An 18,799-nucleotide genomic window follows, 5' to 3' on the forward strand; every position below is an offset into this window, starting at 1 on the left:
TCAGACCGTGGCGCCCTTGATGCGGATCAACGATCCCAGCGTGCCCGCGCAAAGGCCGATGATCACCGCGATCAGAAGTTCGAAGGTTTCGACAGAGGCGAATTTCCAATGTGCGAATATCATCGTTTCGACAACACCCACCAAGCCGCCCATCGCGGCACCCAGCCAGAGGCGGCGCGTCATCATTCCCAGCGCCAGGCCAAGGATACCCGGCAGGCTGATGATGTTTGCGCCGATGGTTCCAAGCAGTTCCAGCATATCGCGCCCCTCTTCAGTCTGCCCGTGTGGTCAGATATGACCGGATTTCTTGACTGCTATCCGCCAATTGTTGCGGGTCCGCCCCTGCGGCATGTCCGGCAAGTGTTTCCGTAACTTCCTGATAGCGCTCAAGATATCCCGGTGGCAGGTTGTGGGCGATGCCCTGGTGGCAGTCGATGCAGGTCATGTCATTGTCGATCGCGCGCTGGTGTTCTGACGCGGCGCGGGCTTCCTGAATGGTGAAGTCCATGTAATCGAAATTGTGACAGTTCCGGCATTCGCGGCTGTCCGAGGCTTTCATCTTTTTCCAGACGGCCGCAGCCATGCTCAGCCGGTGCTCCTCGTATTTCTCGGTGGTGCTGATGGTGCCGGCCACTTCATGATAGACGTCTTTGACGGCCATGATCTTGGCCTTGATCTTGTGGTTCCATTCATGCGGTACGTGACAGTCGGAGCAGATCGCCCGCACGCCGGAATGGTTGTTGTAGTGTATCGTTTCGCGGTATTCGCCCAGATTGGTTTCCATCGTGTGGCAAGAGGTGCAGAACTCTTCGGTATTGGTCAGCTCCAGCGTCCAGTGGAAACCGCCCCAGAACAGGATCCCCGCCAGAAAGCCCGCCAGAATCAGAAAACCGGAACTGAACAGGGCGGTGGGTGTCCAGATCGCGTTCCACACCCGTCCAATCCAACCGCGTTTTTCAGGGGAGTCGGCCATTTCGGTGCTCCTTTCAAATCAGCGTCGGATCAGTCGACGGACGATGGTTGAAACACGTTTTCAACCAGCGGCGACGTATCGGCCTGCGGGACATGGCACTGGTTGCAGAAATACCGCGTGCCGGCGATGTAATCCAATTCGTTGCCGTCGCGATCCAGATAATGCGTCATCGACAGCGTCGGGGCGTTGCGTTCGCCCGCCTTGGTCCAGTCGTGGCAGGAAAGGCACTGGTTGGTCCGCAGGTCGATCTGGTACTGGGTCACGGAATGCGGGATCAGCGGCGGTTGCTGGCGATAGTTCCGGACCATTCGCCCCTCGCGAGTGTCCCATTGAAGGTTCATGTTCACGACACTTGGGCTATTGGCCGGGGCGCCACGCAAATCCTGAAGCTCTTGTGCGACGGCAAAACCGCCTATTGCGGTCAGAAGGGCGGCTGCCAGGGCGATTAACTTTTTCATCTTGCATGTTCCTTCTTGTTTGGCCGGGCGGCAAATCTTTCGATCTGTGTCCCGGCGTCAGGCACGCTCGACCTTGCAGGCGCATTTCTTGAAATCGGTCTGTTTGGAAAGCGGACAGGTTGCATCGAGTGTCAGCTTGTTGGTCAGTTGCCCCTCGTCGAACCAAGGCATGAACACCAGCCCGCGCGGCATCTTGTTGCGGCCCTTGGTCATCACCCGGCTGGTTACCTCGCCGCGGCGGGTCGTAATTTTGATTTCCTGACCGTGCCGCAAACCGCGATCTTCAACATCGTCGGGATGCATGTACAGAACCGCAAGCGGGAAGGACCGGTGCAATTCGGGGACACGGCGGGTCATCGAGCCCGAATGCCAGTGTTCCAGCACCCGACCGGTGCAGAGCCACAGGTCAAATTCGTCATCCGGCGCTTCGGGTGGCGCTTCGTATGGTGCAAAGATGATCCGGGCCTTCTTGTCCGAGAACCCATAGAACTGAACTTCGGAACCCGCCTCGACATATGGGTCGTGACCTTCGCGATACCGCCACAGCGTTTCTTTTCCGTCCACCACGGGCCAGCGCAGGCCGCGTGTCTCGTGATAGCGTTCAAACGGCGCAAGGTCATGCCCGTGCCCGCGACCAAATTCGGCGTATTCCTCGAACAGACCCTTTTGAACGTAGAATCCAAAGTGATTGGCGTCATCGTTCGGGTGACCGGGCTGGATCTCGCTGAGGGGGAACTTGTCGACGTTGCCGTTCTGAAAAAGCACCTCGAACAGGGTCTTGCCGGCCATCTCGGGTGCAGTGGCCAGAAACTCTTCACCCCAGGCTTCTTCAACCGTGAATCGTTTGGAAAACTCCATGACTTGCCAAAGGTCGGATTTCGCCTCGCCCGGGGCATGTACCTGCTGGCGCCACATCTGGGTGCGGCGCTCGGCATTGCCGTAACAGCCTTCCTTTTCAACCCACATAGCCGTCGGCAATATCAGGTCCGCGGACAGGGCCGTGACGGTCGGGTAGGGGTCGGAGACCGTGATGAAATTGTCGGGGTTACGGTAGCCCGGCCAGCCTTCCTCGTTCATGTTCGGCGCGGCCTGCATGTTGTTGTTGCACTGAACCCAATAGGCGTTCAGCACCCCGTCGTTGAGCATGCGGTGCTGCAGAACGGCATGAAAACCGACTTTGTCGGGGATCGTGCCGTCCGGCAGTTTCCAGATTTTCTCGGCCTTGGCGCGATGTTCCGGGTTGGTCACCACGTAATCCGCCGGAAGACGATGGGCAAAGGTGCCCACTTCGCGGGCCGTGCCGCAGGCCGATGGCTGGCCGGTCAGCGAGAAGGGCGAATTGCCCGGTTCAGAGATTTTACCCGTCAGCAGATGCACGTTGTAGCACAGCGAATTCACCCAGGACCCTCGCGTGTGCTGATTGAAACCCATGGTCCAAAGGCTCATGACCTTGCGGTCCGGGTCGGCGTATTGCTGCGCCAGACGTTCCAGCTTTTCTGCGGGCACGCCCGAAAGTTCGGCGGTGTAGTCCAGCGTATAGGGTTTTACGGATTCCGCGTATTCGTCAAAGCTGATCGGTGTCAGCTCTCCGGAATTGGGGTTGCCGGCGGCTTGTTGCAACGGGATCTCATCCCTGAGACCAAAGCCGATATCCGTGGCTGTCCGTGTGATGTTCACGTGTTTGGACAGGAATTCCTCGTTGACCGACCCGGTTTCTATGATGTGATTGGCGACATAGTTGAGGATCGCCAGATCGGTCTGGGGATGGAATACGATTCCGTTGTCTGCCAGTTCGAATGAGCGGTGCTCGAACGTGGATAGAACGTGGACCTCACAGCCTTCTTTGGTCAGGCGCGTGTCGGTCAGCCGCGACCACAGGATGGGGTGCATCTCGGCCATGTTCGACCCCCAGAGGACAAACGTATCAGCAGCTTCAAAATCGTCATAGCACCCCATGGGCTCGTCAATGCCGAATGTGCGCATGAATCCCACCACGGCCGAAGCCATGCAGTGACGCGCATTGGGGTCAATATTGTTGGACCGGAAGCCCGCCTTCATCAGCTTGGACGCGGCATATCCTTCCCACACGGTCCATTGCCCCGAACCAAACATGCCGACACCGTCGGGGCCTTTGTTCTTCAGGGTCTCCTTCCATTTTTCGGCCATGATGTTGAAGGCTTCGTCCCACGAGACCGGTTCGAACTCGCCGTCCTTGGCGAATTTGCCGTCCCGTTTGCGCAGCATGGGCTGTGTCAGACGGTCTTCGCCATACATGATCTTGGACAGGAAATAGCCCTTGATGCAGTTGAGCCCCCGGTTCACCTCGGCATGCGGGTCACCCTGCGTGGCAACCACGCGGCCGTTCTTTGTGCCGACCAGAACAGTGCATCCCGTTCCGCAGAACCGGCAGGGTGCCTTGTCCCACCGGATATCCGGGATACCGATCTGAGCATCGGCTTCCCCTGTTGCAAAAGGCAGCCCGGCAGCAGAAGCGGTTGCCGCCGCAGCGGTCGATTTCAGAAAGGTCCGGCGCGATTCAGAAATGGTCATTTCAAGCCTCCTGCTTGTCGGTTGGCGTGGGGCGTTGGGGCGCGGCTGGGGCCGCGAGATCTTCGAAATGGTGATAGGTCAGGCTCACCGAGATCACTCCGGGGATCTGGTGCAGATCCATGATGGTCTCAGAGGCCAGGCGTGTCGGGGTGTCTTCGATGACGACGACGAAACGGCCGTCTTCGGCGCGGGCGTGTATTTCGACGCCCGGTATCTCTGTCATCGTTTTTGCAACGGCTTCTGCCTTTTCCGGCAGAACATGGGCGAGGCACCCGCAGATATTCATTGGATCGCCTCCGTCTGGGACAGGGTCATGCGTTCAAGCGCAATGGCACTGGCCGGGCAAAGCGACGTGCAGGCGCCGCATCCGGTGCAGGCGTCAGGGTCCAGAACGGGTTCGGCGCGGCCGCCCAGTTGCAATCTGAATCCGATGGCGCGCTGGTCGCAATTGTCCTGACAAAGGCGGCAGCTAACGCCGCGCATCGACAGGCAGGCATCGCCCTTGATGGCGGCACGCCAGGGCCAATCTGACAGGCGTTCGATATCCAGCGCATCGGTCGGACAGGACAGGGCGCATACGCCGCAAAAGGTGCAGGGTCCCGTGCTAGTCTGCAAGACGGGGTAGCCATCCGCCCCGATGTCGATCACGGCCTCGGGGCAGGCCTCTACACAGTCGCCACATTTGGTGCACTGATCGACAAACCCCGGCACAGCCGATCCGGGGGGCCGGACAATGCTGCGGTCCTCCATCAGCGGTTTGGCGCTGAGAAAAGCGCGCCGGCTGGTCAGTTCGCTCATATCGCTGTGACCTGGCTAAGCTTGATTCCCTGTTCCAGCCTACCCCAAATCGCCTGAATTACCGACGCTTTTTCATTAATTTCGTGCCCCAAGCCTCGCGCGCTTCATGTTCTCGGGAGTTGTCCGGGCGTTGGCGAGGCGCAGGTGATCCGGTGCACCAGAAGATGAAGCTGTTACATTTGACTGTTATGCGGCGGCGCGGCATAGAACGTGCTAAACCCCAAGGCGGTAAACGCTACAGAACAGCGCCGGATCTTGCTGTTCGCAAACCAAATACCGGCTGTGGCCCAAAGGTTGCGACCAAATCACAGGCGTGCAAGGGGACCACGCTGAACAGGATCAGCTTGCTATGAAGATACATGAAAACCGCACGTTCTCGCAGCTTGAGGTCGGCGACGAAGCACAGCTGACGCGGTTATGCACGGTTGATGATCTCTATGCCTTTGCGTCGGCGTCGGGCGATCACAACCCTTTGCATCTGGCTGGATATGACGGTGACGGCGACGGACGCCCCGAGGCCGTGGCACCTGCGCTTTGGCCCGCGGGTCTGGTCGCGGCCGTTCTCGGCAACATTCTTCCGGGGGCCGGGACGCAGACGCGGCAGGCAAGCCTGACCTTTCATGTCCCGGTTCTGGCCGGGGATGAGTTGACGGCCGTTGTGTCAATTCTTGAGAAGCGAGACGATGGTGATCTGCTCTGCGCGGCCGAAGTGCGCCGTGTCGGGGACAATGCCTTGATCATGAGCGGCGAAGTGCAGGTCACGCCGCCGGCACAACATCTGGAATTTGAATCCATCGAAGTACCGGGTCTGATCGTGCAGCGTCATCGCCATTTTGACGCCTTGTTGGAAAAAGCCAGACCGCTGGATCCGATGCCAACTGCTGTGGTTACCCCGGAGGAACCGAATTCGCTGGGCGGGGCGTTGCTGGGCCAGTCCAACAGCATAATCACACCGATCCTGATCGGAAATCCCGACAAGATTGCGGCCGCGGCGGCCGAATTGAATGCGGACATTTCCGGGATCGAGATCATCGAGGCCCGCAGCCACGAACAAGCTGCTCATCGCGCCGTCGATCTTGTGGTTGAGGGCCGAGCACAGACACTGATGAAGGGGCATCTGCATACAGATGTTCTGCTGCGCGCGGTTTTGCGCCGCGACAAGGGCCTGCGGACCGGGCGACGGTTGTCGCATGTGTTTGTGATGGATGTGCCGGGCATGTCCCGGCCGATCATGGTCACGGATGCCGCGGTCAACATCGCCCCTGATCTGGAGACCAAGGCCGATATCGTTCAGAACGCAATCCACCTCGCGCATTCCATCGGCATCGAAACTCCCAAGGTCGGGGTGCTGTCGGCTGTTGAGACGATCAACCCGCACATGCCGTCTTCGGTCGATGCCGCGCTGTTGTCCAAGATGGCCGAACGCGGCCAGATTACCGGCGGCATCGTTGACGGGCCACTGGCCATGGACAACGCGGTGGACCTGAATGCAGCCCGCACCAAGGGCCTTACATCCGAGGTCGCCGGTGCCGCCGATATCCTGGTGGCGCCGAATATCGAAGCAGGCAACATGGTGGCGAAACAGCTGACCTATATCTCTCATGCCGAAGCCGCCGGGATCGTTGTTGGTGCTGCGGCGCCAATTATCCTGACATCGCGCGCGGATGATGACGCGTCGCGTCTGGTGTCCTGCGCGGTGGCGGCTTTGCATGCGATTGCGAGCAAGGAGAAATTCCATGGCTGATCATGTGGTGGCGCTGAACGCCGGGTCCTCGTCGCTGAAATTCGCACTGTATGAGCTGGTGGAAGCCAATCGGCCCAGCATGCGGTGGCGCGGGCAGGTCGAACGTCTGGGCGATGCGCCCCGGCTGCTGGCACAATCCGCCGGTGGTCGGTCGATCGACCAGCCACTGACCAACACAAATAGCCATGATGAGGCCATTCACGCCTTTCTGGAAATGGCTCGCGAAAACCTGCCGGATATTCACGTGCGCGCAATTGGTCATCGCGTCGTACATGGCGGCACAGTTTATTCCGAGCCCGTGAAGATTGATGACAGCGTCATCGACACATTGCAGGGCTTCATCCCTTTTGCGCCGTTGCACCAACCCTACAGCCTTGCCGGAATTCGCGCCGCCAGTGCTGCGTTTCCGGGAACGGCCCAGGTCGCGTGTTTCGACACTGCGTTTCACCGCAAGCACCCTTGGGTGAACGATACATTCGCTTTGCCACAGAGCTATTATGATAAGGGTGTGCGCCGGTACGGCTTTCACGGGCTGAGCTACGACTATATCTCTCAGAAGCTGAAGGAAATTGCACCGGGGCTTTATGACGGCCGCGTGGTCATCGCGCATCTGGGCAACGGGGCTTCGATGTGTGCGGTGTCCGGCGGGCGGGCCGTTGCATCCACCATGGGGTTTTCTGCTCTGGACGGCTTGCCGATGGGGACACGCAGCGGTCAGCTGGACCCGGGCGTCGTACTTTACATGATGCAGCAGGACGGGATGACGGCGGAAGAAATCGCCGAGGTCCTCTATCGCAAATCCGGGCTGCTGGGTCTGTCGGGGATCTCGTCTGACATGCGCACGCTGCTGGCGGCTGCCACGCCCGAGGCGCGCAAGGCCATCGACTATTACGTGTTCCGTATCCGGCGCGAACTTGGCGCGCTCTCCGCCGCGCTGGAAGGGATCGATGCATTGGTCTTTACCGGTGGTGTCGGGGAAAACTCGGCCCGGATCCGTCAGATGGTGTGTGACGGTATGCGTTGGATCGGAATTGAGATGGACCACAACCGCAATGCCGACGGAGGCACGGTTTTGTCGACAGATTTCAGCCGTGTCCGTATTCTGGCGATCCCCACAAACGAAGAAATGGTGATCGCGCGGGCCGCCGCGCAAATGATCTGAAACTAGTCAATTCGCCTAGTCTTTGCGTCTGCGCGCGTATTTGATCAGGGTGCTGAGGATCGCGCTGACGACATCAGGTGTCAGTGCGCCAATCGGGTCGCGCCGGATACCCTGAACCGTATTGCGGGCATCAGACAGGCTGTCCTTTATTTCCGTTTCGATATCTTGCAGAGCCATGTCGCGCAGTTCGACGGCCGCCGTGGTATCGGCCTGCGCGTTCTGAGTGTTTGCCACCAAGGCGAGCACAAGTGCCAGCAGCAGGTTTCCGGCGGCCAGGATCAGGGCCGACAACGGCTTCGACAGTGTCGCAGACAGCCAGAAAAAACCCGCCACATTCAGCATGACAACGGCCAGCCCCACCGCCAGCCCTGCCGCGGCATAAAAGCCGGTGCGCTTCGCTGCGATGGTCAGATGCCGTTGCGCAATCAGCCGTTCGGCACGCAGAATGATTGAGATGTTGCGGGAAATGCGGCTCATGATTGGGCTCCTACCGGGAACGGCCTAGCAGATAGCCAAGCGTGAAGATGCCAAGGGCAAACAGGATCGGCTTTTTGTGCGGCAGGTCTTCCAGTTCCGTCAGCGCCTCTTCCAACTGGGCTGACCACGCCTCAAGGCTATCGGCAATGCGCTCTGTAACCGTTTCTTCCGGGTCGGCGGCGCCATGGTTCGCATCGGCCTGCGCAGGACCACTGCCGGATTGCTCGGCCAACTGACGGCGGAGTTCCGCGACCTGCGCTTCCAGTTCAGCTTTTGTTACCATGACACCGATCCTTGCATGATCGCCCGCAAACGGGTCTGCGGCATTCAACCTTGTTTCGACGTTCATGTTAATGCGCTTTTCCGGTTCAGGAAAAGGGACTTATCCAGAGCCGATGGAAATTGCGCGGCTAGCTGGGTACTTGCTGATGACCCGCACGTTGACCAGGCGCAGTCGTGACCCTACAGCGGAGAGCTGGTGGCGCAATGCAGCAAGATCGGCGTTTTGACGATCTCTTCCGGCCGGATTGTCGACGCCAAGGGAGTCGACAATGTTTGTTGTTGGAACGCGGAAGGGACGCGGCTTGCCGCGCGGGACGCACTAAGCGCCCCGGGTTTCACGCGAAATAATCTGCGACAAGCAAAAAGTCGGGCTCGGCATCTTCTTCGATAGTTGCGAAACGCGGAATCGGTTCTTCGAACACGTTGTCGGTGCGATCGTCATTGACGGTCGATACTTCCCCGATCAGGCAATCGCCTTTTTCCGCCCAGAAGGCATGCCAGATGCCGGGCATCAGGGTCACGCTCTGACCGGGTTTCAGGCGCAGCAGTTCGCCGGGGCGGATCGTCACGGGACAGCCATCGCTGGGCACGGTCACAGACGTATCCCGGTCAATGCCGCCCTGCGGGTCCGAGGCATAGATTTCCATCACCAGATCGCCGCCGCCGCGGTTGATGATGTCTTCGGCTTTGACAACATGACGGTGCATCGGGGACAGTTGCCGGTCACGCGAAACCAGCAGCTTTTCCGCGTAAAGCATGCCCCGACCCTGGCTCAGATCGCCAAAGTCCCCATTGCGCAGGGTGAACAGGAACAAGCCCAGTTCGTCAAAACGACCCTGCCCATAATCGGTGATGTCCCAGCCCAGCCCCCGTTCGCGAATGCCTGCCGCCTCATCGCTGCGCATCCGGTCCGGGGACCAGTTGGCGAAAGGCGGCAAAACCGCCCCGAAGGATTGGATGAAAGCCTCGGCCTCGGTCTTGATGGTGTTGATGTCTGAGCGTTTCATGTGTGTTCCCTCGTCGGTCAAAGCTCGTGCGCCCAGGGCGGGTTCGCCCCGGCGCGGGAAACGGTGACGGCGGCAACTTCGGCACCTTTGGCAAGGGCGGCGCGCAAAGTATCGGGTGTCAGCGCACGCACGCCGGCCTTGGTCAGATGGCCCGACCTGTCCAACTCTGCCAGTACGCCGGCGTTGAACGTGTCACCGGCACCTACTGTATCGACCACTTGGACCGGTTGAACCGGCACCGACGTTTCGGTGCCGTCGGCCAGAAATCCGGAGGCACCCTGACTGCCCCGGGTCACGATGACAACAGCAGGGCCAGCCTGCAGCAACAGCCGGACTTTGTCGGAAACGCTTTCCGGTCCGGGGATGATCCAGTCCAGATCCTCATCTGAAACCTTGATGACATCGGCCTGTCCGATCATCCGATTCAGGCGCGTGCGATACCGGGTCTGGTCAGAGATGAACCCGGGCCGGATATTGGGATCAAGCATGACGGCCCGGTCCGACCCATGACGATCCAGCAGCGCGGCATAAGCGTCGGCACAAGGTTCGCAGGCCAGGCTGATACCGCCGAAATAGAGCGCCGACACCGCAGGGAGCTGAGCGGGCATGTCTTCGGGCGTCAGCATGCGACCGGCCGAGTTTTCATCCATAAAGCTGTAGGATGCGTGCCCGTCCTTCAACTGCACGAAGGCCAGCGTCGTCGGGCGGTCCGAGCGGATGACATGGCTTGCATCGACATGGCTGGTTTGCAGGGCATCGCCCAGTTGCAGACCGAACATGTCAGAGGACAGGCCGGTCAGCATGCCAACCGGTGCCCCCAACCTCCCCAGCGAAATGGCCGTGTTGAAAACAGCGCCGCCAGAGTGAGGCACGAATCCTTCGCCTCCGGAAACGGTCGGGGCGGCGATCATGTCGATCAGGGCTTCACCGCAGCACAGGATCATGCCCGGTCCTTTCTGTTTGCGTCGTCAGGCGGTCAGTTTACCGCGCAAGCGCACTTTTGCAGAAGTTGTTAGCGCCAACAATGCCAAATTCATCCTGTTCCGACACATAAAGGTTCATGGAACGCCGCAACCCGCTGAACCGCCCGCCGGCATTGAAGGCGTCGCGGAAGGCATCCTTGAACAGCCATCGGTTTTTCTCGGCAACGCCCCCCACAAGGAACACGCCGCCTACGGGCATGAGGACCACAGAAAGGTCGCCCATAACGGCCCCCAGATGGGTGGTGAACATTTGAGCGGTTTTTTCGGCAATCGGATCAGACCCGGTGCGCGCATCCTCCAGAATGTCGCGGGCGTTGCGCATCGGCGTATCCGCTTGCCCTGCGGCCATTCCCGCCGCCCGGTACAGAACCGGCAGCCCCGTCCCGCTCAGGAACATTTCGGCCTCAAGTGTCAGGCCGTCATCAAAGAAACTATCCGGCGCGATGTGGCGGGCGGCCCGGAAAATCTCGACCTCATCAGCGTGGCGCGGCGACAGCCCGACGTGACCACCTTCGCCCGAAGCGGTGTGATAGCGGCCGCCGGAATAGATCAATGCTCCGACGCCAAGCCCGGTGCCCGGGCCAACCACCAGCCGCGTTCCCTGCGGAGGCGTCGCGGTCCCCTGCAGAACCTCGACATCGGCAGCGGTGACTTCGGCCACGGACCACGCCGCGGCGGTAAAGTCGTTGATCACGAATGTGTGCTGCGCACCGGTTGCCTTGCCGATATCGCTTTCAGACAGGTCGAGATGCGCGTTTGTCAGGCGGATTGTTCCGTCCCGCACCGGACCGGCCCCGGCGGCGACAACGGCGCGCGGGTCAGTGCCGATCTCGTCGCGCAGGCTGTGAAACGCCTCCAGCAATTCGGGCAGGGTCCCGGTGGGGTATTTGCGCAGATCGGTCAGTATACCGTTCGAGATTACGCCCAGTCGTGTGTTGGTGCCGCCGATATCGGCAACCAAGTTCCAATGCTCGTGCATCGCTCCGGCAGGTTGGGCCAACGGAACGGATACCGTGCTGCCGGCCAGTGCGGTTTTCAGCGCGTGATATGAGGCTTTCGGCCTGCGTTCGAGCGTTTCGAAATCCACGTCGACTAGGCCAAAGCGTTTTTCATAGCCAAAGGCCCACTCATAATTGTCCAGCAGCGACCAGATGAAATAACCCTTTACCGGCACGCCCTGTTGCAGCGCATCCTGAACCGCTGTCAGGTGTTGGTTGAGATAGTCGATCCGGTCGTCATCCTGCACCCGCTCGGGGCTGGCCATACCGTTTTCGGTGACATAGATCGGCAGATCACCTGTGTAATCCTGCCGGGTACGGGTCAAAAAGCGGGTGAGGGCGGTGGGTTCAATCTCCCACTTCATCTGCGTTTTTGGCAGCGGTCCGGGAACCTCTTTCAGGCCGGGCCATGCGGTGTTGGCAGGGGCGATGAGTTTGCGGGTATAGTAATTCAGCCCGCACCAGTCGACCGGAGCGCCAATCGTGTCGAAATCGTCCCGCCAGCCCTCGGGCAGATGGGGTTCCAGCCCCTCAAGCACGTTTTCGGGATAGGCCTTGTTGAATACGCCGCCCAGGAAGAACCGATTGTAGATGCCGTCGTACAGGTCGGCGACGCGGCGGGCTTCGGGGGTGTCGTCGGAGGGCTCGGCCCATTCCAGATTGAACACCGCACCCAGATTGGTCATTCCCAAACCGCGCATCGCCTCGATGGCGCGGCCGTGGGCCAGCAGAACGTGGTGCATCGCGCGGGCCGCTGCGCGAATGTCGCGCAAGCCGGGGGCGTGATGGCCCTCGAAATGGCTGAGCCAGCTAACACACCAGGGCTCGTTGATGGGGGCAACGCTGTACATGCGGTCACCGATGCGGCCCATGATGACCTCGGTGAAATCCGCGAACCAACCGGCAATGTCCCGGTTGCGCCAGCCCCCGAGATCCGCCAGTGGCGAAGGCAACTCCCAATGATACAGCGTGGCGCAGGGGCGTATGCCGCGCTCCAACAGCGCATCGGCCAGCCGGTCATAATAATCCAGCCCTGCCTGATTCACCGTGCCGCGTCCTTCGGGCAGCACCCGTGCCCAGCTTGTGGAAAACCTGTAACAGTCGAATCCGGCGTCCCGAACAAGATCGAAATCCTGCTGAAAGCGGTTCAGATGGTCACAGGCCAGATCGCCGTTTTCGTTGCGCAGCACATTGCCCGGAGACGCCGCAAACGTATCCCAATGGGTTTGCCCCGCGCCGCCCTGCGCATGCCCTTCGATCTGATAAGCCGATGTGGCAACGCCAAAAAGGAAATCCTTGGGGAAGTCAGAGCGGGTGTACTTCATGGTCAGAACCTGTTGGGGGTAGGGCCGGTCGAGCCACCAACTAGCAGGTCGGTCACCGGCAATCTAGTTTTAACCGGATCCGCCGGTGAATTGACCCGTCGCATCGACGGTTCAGCCGACCGGTGGCAACGATATCTTTTGTTTCCTGGGCGCCGTTTCACGTCAAAATACCCGTCCACTCGCAGCGCTTGACAAGAGCCGTGCCGCTGCTTCAACCTAATTGAAACGTTTCAATTAACGGTGGAACCCCGGGAGATGCGTGCATCGGCGCAACCTAATACCGTCAGGCAGGAGGGAAATCAGGCAACCCAACCCGGTCAGGTTGCGAGCTGTGGCTTTACCGATGGCGAGGCGGTCGGGGAACATTGGGACTGGCGCTGTTTTCTGCTGGATCAGGTGTCCGGAGGGGTCGGGTAATGGCCCGCGCGACCATAAAGTCTATCGCTAGGGTAACTGGTTACTCGGTCGGAACCGTGTCAAATGCTCTGCGGGGTGTTGCCTCAGTCAAGGATGAGACACGACAGGAGATTCAGGCCGCTGCCAAAAAGCTTGGGTATCGCGTGAACATGGACGGACTAAAGCTGCGCACCAACAAATCCTATCGCATCGCCGTTCTGGTCAGCGTTTCGGCTGAGGCTGCGGAAGAATGGGAGGGGGTTGAATTCACTCGCATTCTCGGCGGGATTTCGAAGGCGATACAGGGTTCAAAATATGAATTGAGCGTTTTCAACGTCGTCGACATTTCGGATGCGATGACCGTGTTGGCCAGGATCGTCCATGACGGTCTGGCCGATGGGGTGATATTCTCGGGTACGCGGCATGATGACCCGCGCATCACCTTCCTGCAACAACATGGCTTCCCTTTTGTGCCCATGGGGATGAGCGATAGCGCAACGCCCCATGCCTATGTTGATTTCGACAGTCAGGCCGCGGCCTTTGACGCGACCGCGCGCCTTGTACGGCTGGGTCATCGGCGGATTGCGCTGATCAATCCTCCGGCCGATCTGATTTATGCGACCCAGCGCCAGCGCGGATATTCCAGCGCCCTGAACGCTGCGGGCCTTGCGACGGATTCAACGTTGATCTTCAACGGCCCGACCACCGCATCCATGGGCCGAAAGTCCTTTGAGGCACTGATGCAAATGACAGAGCGTCCCACGGCGTGTATCTGCGCCAACGAAGCCATGACATTGGGTGTGCTGTCGGCTGCTCATGAGGCCGGAATTCGGGTTGGTCGCGATCTCGTTGTGATTTCGACCGATGATCTGCAACTGAGCCGTTATTTCGTGCCGCCGCCCAGCACCTATTACGTCCCCATCGAGGATACCAGCCGCCTGCTGGGCGAATACATGCTGAAGGTGCTGGACGGCGCCGAGCCGACGGAAACCCAAAAAAAGATCAGGGCCACCCTTATCGAGCGGCAACCTGACACCCCTGCGCCGCAACGTGCGCATGCCAACTAAACCAACAGAGGAGTAACCGGAGATGTTCAAAAACCTGATTGCTGCAGCAGCGCTGACAGCGCTTGCCACACCGGCCGTATTTGCCGCAGATCTGGAAGGGCGGGTTCTGAAAATCGGAACCGACGCGACCTATCCGCCCATGGAAACCGTGGATGAGACCACTGGTGAGATTGTGGGATTTGACGTCGATGTGATGAACGCAATCTGCGAAAAAGTGAATTGCGTCCCGAACTTCGTCAATACCGCGTGGGACGGCATCTTTGCCGCGCTACAGCAGGGCGAATTCGATCTGGTGATCTCGGGCGTTTCGATCACGCCGGAACGGGAAGAGACGATGGACTTCTCGGAACCCTATATCGTGGTCAGCCAGGCCATCCTTTTGCAGGTCGACAATGCCGACATGACGCTGGACGATTTCAAGGCGGGCGGCCAGAAGCTCGCGGCGCAGACCGGCACCACCAACGCCCAACTGGCCGAAGACCTGGTCGGGCGCGAGAATGTCAGCCTGTATGACAACTTTTCGGCTGCGATTCTGGCCCTGCAGAATGCCGACGTGCAGGGCGTCATCATCGACGGCACCTCGGCTGCGGCCTATGAGCAGGAGTTCGCGGGCGAACTGACGGTCGGGATTACCGGGCTGCAATCCGATCCGCTGGGCATCGTGTTTCAGGAAGGTGACGCCACCGTCGACGCCATCAACGAAGGGCTTGAGGCAATCAAGGCCGACGGCACTCTGGACAAGCTGGTCACAAAGTACTGGGGCACCGAATAAGCCCAACCGGCACGTAACGGCCCGACACCCCTAAGTGCCGGGCCGCATTTCAGCAGAGAGGTTTCATGTCGCGTCTAAGCTCGATCCGCCCGAGCAATCTTGTTCTGCTCGCCGCCGCCCCGTTCATCATCTACCTGTTCGCAACCTCTTCGAAATACCTGCGGTCGCTAACCGCCATCCTTGGGATCGGCAACAATGCCGGGCCGATTTTTGTCGGGTTTCTTCTGGTTCTTGTGGTGGCTGTTCTGGGATATCTCTGCGCCCGCTACACCCGGTTTCAGGCCGGGGCACCCGGTTGGCTGCGCCTGTCCGCGCTGGCGGCGTTGCCGGCTGCACTGGCACTGGCCGCCCTTGGCTATGCAGCGCCGCAGGTGCTGATGCCTTTTGCCGAATCCGTGTTCTTACACGCGCTCAGCGAAAACACCTCGCCACTGATCGACAGGTCATCACAGACCTGGGTGCTGTTGCCCGAAGTTATAGGGCAGGTACGCGCCGGGCTTCAGGTGCTGCTTTTGTCCTACGCGGTGATGGTTGCGATCATCCTGCTGACCGTGCTTCTGCCCGAAGCAGTGCGGGGGAAGGTTCGGCTCGGGTTAGAAATTCTGACCGGAGTCGCGCTGTTTTACCTTATGTTCATGGCGCATTGGCAATTTGCGACCGGTGTGGCCATCACGTTCCGCGCGGCCATTTTCGCCTATATCTTCGCGGCGATCCTGGGTCTGATCTGGGTTGGGCTGCAATCGTTCAAACCCAGGGCGCGGACAACGGTTGTCTACGGGTCCGTCAGTCTGGCCCTGCTTGCGGTGTCTACGTTCTTCTTCATGCAGCCGAAAGTGGAATATCAACTTGTCGGCAGCCTTGATGCACGGGTCGCGATTGTGCGCGGCACGCCACAGGCGCAGGCGGACATCATCCGGTTTGGCGAGTTCGACGGCGGCGGGGATCAGCAATACCGCATCCGCAGCGCCCCGGACGCGGCCAGCGCGCTGGCGCAGATCGACACCGTCGACAGCGTGTCCGGCGCCTTTGTTCCGGTTGACATGGACACCAAAGGCCATCCGGTTATCTGGCGGACCAGCTTTCTGCCAGACACCATTCGCAACGCCGCGCTGGCCTTTGCGGTTTTTGGATTTCTGCTGCTGACCCTCACGGTTGGCGGAGCCCAGCACAAACTGCACCCTCTGGCTGTCGGATCCGAGTTCTTTGTCGATACCATTCGAGGGATTCCGATGCTGGTGATCATCCTCTATATCGGTCTGCCGCTGGCAGGCGCAGTCAAGGACGCGACCGGAGGTGGCATCGATATGACGAACATGACCCGTGGCATCATCGCCATTTCGGTTGGATACTCGGCCTACATGGCGGAAATCTTCCGGTCCGGGATCGAGGCGATTCCAAGGGGTCAGATCGAAGCCGGCGGCTCATTGGGATTGTCGCGCTGGCAGACGGCGCGGCTGATCATTCTGCCCCAGGCCCTGCGCATCGTCACGCCGCCTCTGGGCAATGAATTTATCGCCATGATCAAGGACACGTCGCTGCTGTCGATCCTGTCGGTGCGCGACATGACCCAGCGCATGCGAGAGTTTCAGGCCGCCAGCTTCCTGCCATTTGCGCCGTTCAATACGGCCGCCATTCTTTACGTCGTCATCACGCTGGGCTGCGCCAGCTTCCTGAAATGGATCGAAAGACGTACCGCCAGGGAAGACCGATGAGCAAGCTGGAGCTTGGGGTCTGCTATTACCCCGAACAATGGGACCGGTCGCTTTGGCCCGAAGATGCCCGGCGGATGGTCGAGATGGGGATCGACTGGGTTCGCATTGCGGAGTTCACCTGGTCTCTGGTCGAGCCGCAACGCGGGCAGTTCCGATGGGACTGGCTGGACGAAGCAATAGGAATACTGGGTGAGGCCGGGTTGCGCGTGATGATGTGCACGCCCACCGCTGCACCGCCGAAATGGCTGGTCGATGGGCATCCGGAAATTCTGCCTGTCGGGTCGGACGGGCGGGTCCGCGGGTTCGGCTCGCGCAGGCACTACTGTTTTTCAAGCGAGATCTATCTGGCCGAGGCGTGCAGGATCGCTACCGAATACGCCCGCCGCTATGGTGAGAATCCTCATGTTCACGCGTGGCAGATCGACAATGAATATAACGATCATGACACGGTGCTCAGCTATTCAGACGCGGCACGGGATGGGTTCAGGCTGTGGCTGGCGGATCGCTACGGCTCGATCGACAAGCTGAATCAGACATGGGGCACTGTCTTTTGGGGCTCCGCCTATTCCGGATTTGACCAGATCGAATTGCCCAATGGGCTGGTTGCCAGCCCCAATCCGACCCACGCGCTGGACTTTGCGCGCTATTCCTCGGATCGGGTGCGCCTGTTCAACCGGGCGCAGGTCGACATTCTGCGAGAGTATGCGCCGGGCCGCGACATCACCCATAATTTCATGGCGGGCAGTTTCGAATTCGACCACCACACAGTGGCGGCCGATCTGGATATCGTGGGCTTTGACAGTTATCCTCTGGGCAATCTGCTGGGGTCCGCCCTGTCGGTGGAGGAAAAGCAAAAGTACCTCAGGACTGGCGCGCCGGATTATCAGGGTTTCCACTGCGATCTCTACCGGTCGCAGGGCAAAGGCCGTATGTGGGTTCTAGAACAACAGCCCGGGCCGGTCGACTGGGCCGAGAAGAACCCTTCTCCTGCGGATGGAATGGTCAGGCTCTGGACCTGGGCTGCCTACGCGCACGGGGCGCAGGCGGTGATGTTCTTTCGCTGGCGTCAGGCCAAATTTGCGCAAGAGCAGTATCATACAGCCCTGCTGCGGTCCGATGGCACGCCGGATCAGGCAGCGCTGGAAGTGGCGCAGGTGGCGCGCGAACGTGAATCCCTGCCCGCGGTGCAACGCGCGCCGGCAAAGGTGGCAATCCTGCTGGATTACCAGTCCGTCTGGGCCGCCGATATCCTGCCTCATGATGATGGGTTTCCGAATGCTCAGATCATCCGGGAATGGTATGCCGGACTGCGATCTCTGGGGGTTGATCTGGACTTCATAGGGCCAGATGACGACCTGTCCGGCTATCACCTGATTGTTATCCCTCAATGCATGATCATCCCGCTGGAACTGGCGGTCAGATTGAGGGCCAGCCCGGGCAAGTTTCTGATCGGAGCGCGTGCGGGCAGCAAGACGCCCGACATGCACACTCCGCCTAACTTGTCGCCCGGAGAGTTGGCCGATCTGACCGGCGTCCGGGTCCTGCGGGTCGAATCACTGCCGGAACTGGCGGGGGAATCGGTTCGGTTGTGGGACGGGACCGCCCATTCGTTCACCGGATGGCGCGAGATCGTCGAGACGGAGCAGGATGTATTGGGCTGGTTTTCAAGCGCTTACAGGGATGGAAGCCCGGCAGTCATACGGTCGGAACGGGCGATGTATCTGGCGATGGTTCCGCGTGGGACACTGTTGCAGGCTGTGTTGTCAGAGGCTTTGAACTGGGCCGACATCCCTATAAAGGACTGCGGCACCGACCTGCGGATCACGCATCGCGGGCCTTTGGGGTTTGCCTTCAACTTCGGGCGCGAGGAGCAGGTTTTGCCGCAGGACGACGGGCGCAAGTATATTGTTGGTTGTTCCGCCATCCCACCCTATGGTGTCTCAGTCTGGCTGGAACCGGGATCTGATCGCGGTTTCACTCGGGCTGGTCGTAAACTGGACTTATGAAATCCGCCAACTGTCACTTTTGGACTGACAGCTCTGACGCAAAGGTCTAGCGTGCAATCACAAAACAAAAACAACACAGTCCAATATCG

At 59.9% G+C, this 18,799-nt stretch carries 17 protein-coding genes and 1 pseudogene; 6 read left to right on the forward strand and 12 right to left on the reverse strand.

Annotated features, from left to right (window positions below):
* The 6 genes from ACXAC3_RS21500 to napF are packed head-to-tail and all read right to left on the reverse strand — an operon-like array spanning nt 1 to nt 4,779.
* Complete coding sequence (locus tag ACXAC3_RS21500) at nt 1–258, reverse strand: hypothetical protein (protein WP_475164721.1); 258 nt, start codon at nt 256–258, stop codon at nt 1–3.
* 13 nt (nt 259–271) lie between these two features.
* A complete protein-coding gene (locus tag ACXAC3_RS21505; RefSeq protein ID WP_475164723.1) occupies nt 272–973 on the reverse strand; it encodes a NapC/NirT family cytochrome c in 702 nt (233 codons plus the stop codon).
* A 29-nt stretch (nt 974–1,002) separates the two neighbouring features.
* Nucleotides 1,003–1,431, reverse strand: coding sequence for a nitrate reductase cytochrome c-type subunit (locus ACXAC3_RS21510; RefSeq protein WP_475164725.1), 429 nt, complete (start codon nt 1,429–1,431; stop codon nt 1,003–1,005).
* 57 nt (nt 1,432–1,488) lie between these two features.
* Entirely contained in the window at nt 1,489–3,981 is a 2,493-nt protein-coding gene (gene napA / locus ACXAC3_RS21515) for a nitrate reductase catalytic subunit NapA (protein ID WP_475164727.1), read from the reverse strand.
* 1 nt (nt 3,982) lies between these two features.
* Nucleotides 3,983–4,267 (reverse strand): chaperone NapD, encoded by a 285-nt coding sequence (locus tag ACXAC3_RS21520; protein ID WP_475164729.1) that lies wholly within the window; start codon nt 4,265–4,267, stop codon nt 3,983–3,985.
* Nucleotides 4,264–4,779, reverse strand: coding sequence for a ferredoxin-type protein NapF (gene napF / locus ACXAC3_RS21525; protein WP_475164730.1), 516 nt, complete (start codon nt 4,777–4,779; stop codon nt 4,264–4,266). The genes ACXAC3_RS21520 and napF overlap by 4 nt, the downstream gene beginning before the upstream one ends.
* A gap of 349 nt (nt 4,780–5,128) precedes the next feature.
* Here napF and ACXAC3_RS21530 point away from each other — a divergent pair, with 349 nt between their 5' ends.
* Together ACXAC3_RS21530 and ACXAC3_RS21535 are read left to right on the forward strand one after the other, a co-directional pair.
* Nucleotides 5,129–6,523, forward strand: a complete 1,395-nt coding sequence (locus ACXAC3_RS21530) for a bifunctional enoyl-CoA hydratase/phosphate acetyltransferase (protein WP_475164732.1) — start codon at nt 5,129–5,131, stop codon at nt 6,521–6,523.
* Nucleotides 6,516–7,685 carry an acetate/propionate family kinase gene (locus ACXAC3_RS21535; RefSeq protein WP_475164733.1) on the forward strand — a complete coding sequence of 390 codons (1,170 nt, stop codon included), beginning with the start codon at nt 6,516–6,518 and terminating at the stop codon, nt 7,683–7,685. The genes ACXAC3_RS21530 and ACXAC3_RS21535 overlap by 8 nt, the downstream gene beginning before the upstream one ends.
* A gap of 15 nt (nt 7,686–7,700) precedes the next feature.
* On the opposite strand, the gene ACXAC3_RS21540 is transcribed toward ACXAC3_RS21535, so the two are convergent.
* The 6 genes and pseudogenes from ACXAC3_RS21540 to ACXAC3_RS21565 form a co-directional block, all read right to left on the reverse strand.
* A complete protein-coding gene (locus ACXAC3_RS21540) occupies nt 7,701–8,162 on the reverse strand; it encodes a hypothetical protein (RefSeq protein ID WP_475164735.1) in 462 nt (153 codons plus the stop codon).
* A 10-nt stretch (nt 8,163–8,172) separates the two neighbouring features.
* Nucleotides 8,173–8,511 (reverse strand): hypothetical protein, encoded by a 339-nt coding sequence (locus ACXAC3_RS21545; RefSeq protein ID WP_475164736.1) that lies wholly within the window; start codon nt 8,509–8,511, stop codon nt 8,173–8,175.
* Nucleotides 8,512–8,779: 268 nt separating this feature from the next.
* Nucleotides 8,780–9,451 carry a D-lyxose/D-mannose family sugar isomerase gene (locus tag ACXAC3_RS21550; protein ID WP_475164739.1) on the reverse strand — a complete coding sequence of 224 codons (672 nt, stop codon included), beginning with the start codon at nt 9,449–9,451 and terminating at the stop codon, nt 8,780–8,782.
* Between the two features lie 17 nt (nt 9,452–9,468).
* A complete protein-coding gene (locus ACXAC3_RS21555) occupies nt 9,469–10,395 on the reverse strand; it encodes a carbohydrate kinase family protein (RefSeq protein WP_475164741.1) in 927 nt (308 codons plus the stop codon).
* Nucleotides 10,396–10,432: 37 nt separating this feature from the next.
* Entirely contained in the window at nt 10,433–11,413 is a 981-nt protein-coding gene (locus ACXAC3_RS21560) for a glucokinase (protein WP_475164811.1), read from the reverse strand.
* A 42-nt stretch (nt 11,414–11,455) separates the two neighbouring features.
* Nucleotides 11,456–12,757, reverse strand: a pseudogene (locus ACXAC3_RS21565) (GH1 family beta-glucosidase); the annotation flags it as partial.
* Nucleotides 12,758–13,173: 416 nt separating this feature from the next.
* Here ACXAC3_RS21565 and ACXAC3_RS21570 point away from each other — a divergent pair.
* The 4 genes from ACXAC3_RS21570 (at nt 13,174) to ACXAC3_RS21585 (ending at nt 18,710) form a co-directional block, all read left to right on the forward strand.
* A complete protein-coding gene (locus ACXAC3_RS21570; protein ID WP_475164742.1) occupies nt 13,174–14,220 on the forward strand; it encodes a LacI family DNA-binding transcriptional regulator in 1,047 nt (348 codons plus the stop codon).
* Nucleotides 14,221–14,242: 22 nt separating this feature from the next.
* Complete coding sequence (locus ACXAC3_RS21575) at nt 14,243–14,992, forward strand: basic amino acid ABC transporter substrate-binding protein (RefSeq protein ID WP_475164744.1); 750 nt, start codon at nt 14,243–14,245, stop codon at nt 14,990–14,992.
* Between the two features lie 65 nt (nt 14,993–15,057).
* Nucleotides 15,058–16,704: an amino acid ABC transporter permease gene (locus ACXAC3_RS21580; RefSeq protein ID WP_475164746.1), complete on the forward strand. Its 1,647-nt coding sequence runs from the start codon at nt 15,058–15,060 to the stop codon at nt 16,702–16,704.
* Entirely contained in the window at nt 16,701–18,710 is a 2,010-nt protein-coding gene (locus ACXAC3_RS21585; RefSeq protein WP_475164747.1) for a beta-galactosidase, read from the forward strand. Before ACXAC3_RS21580 ends, ACXAC3_RS21585 begins: the two co-directional genes overlap by 4 nt.
* Nucleotides 18,711–18,799 lie beyond the last annotated feature (89 nt).

It is taken from the genome of Ruegeria sp. ABV4_181, from assembly GCF_056158465.1.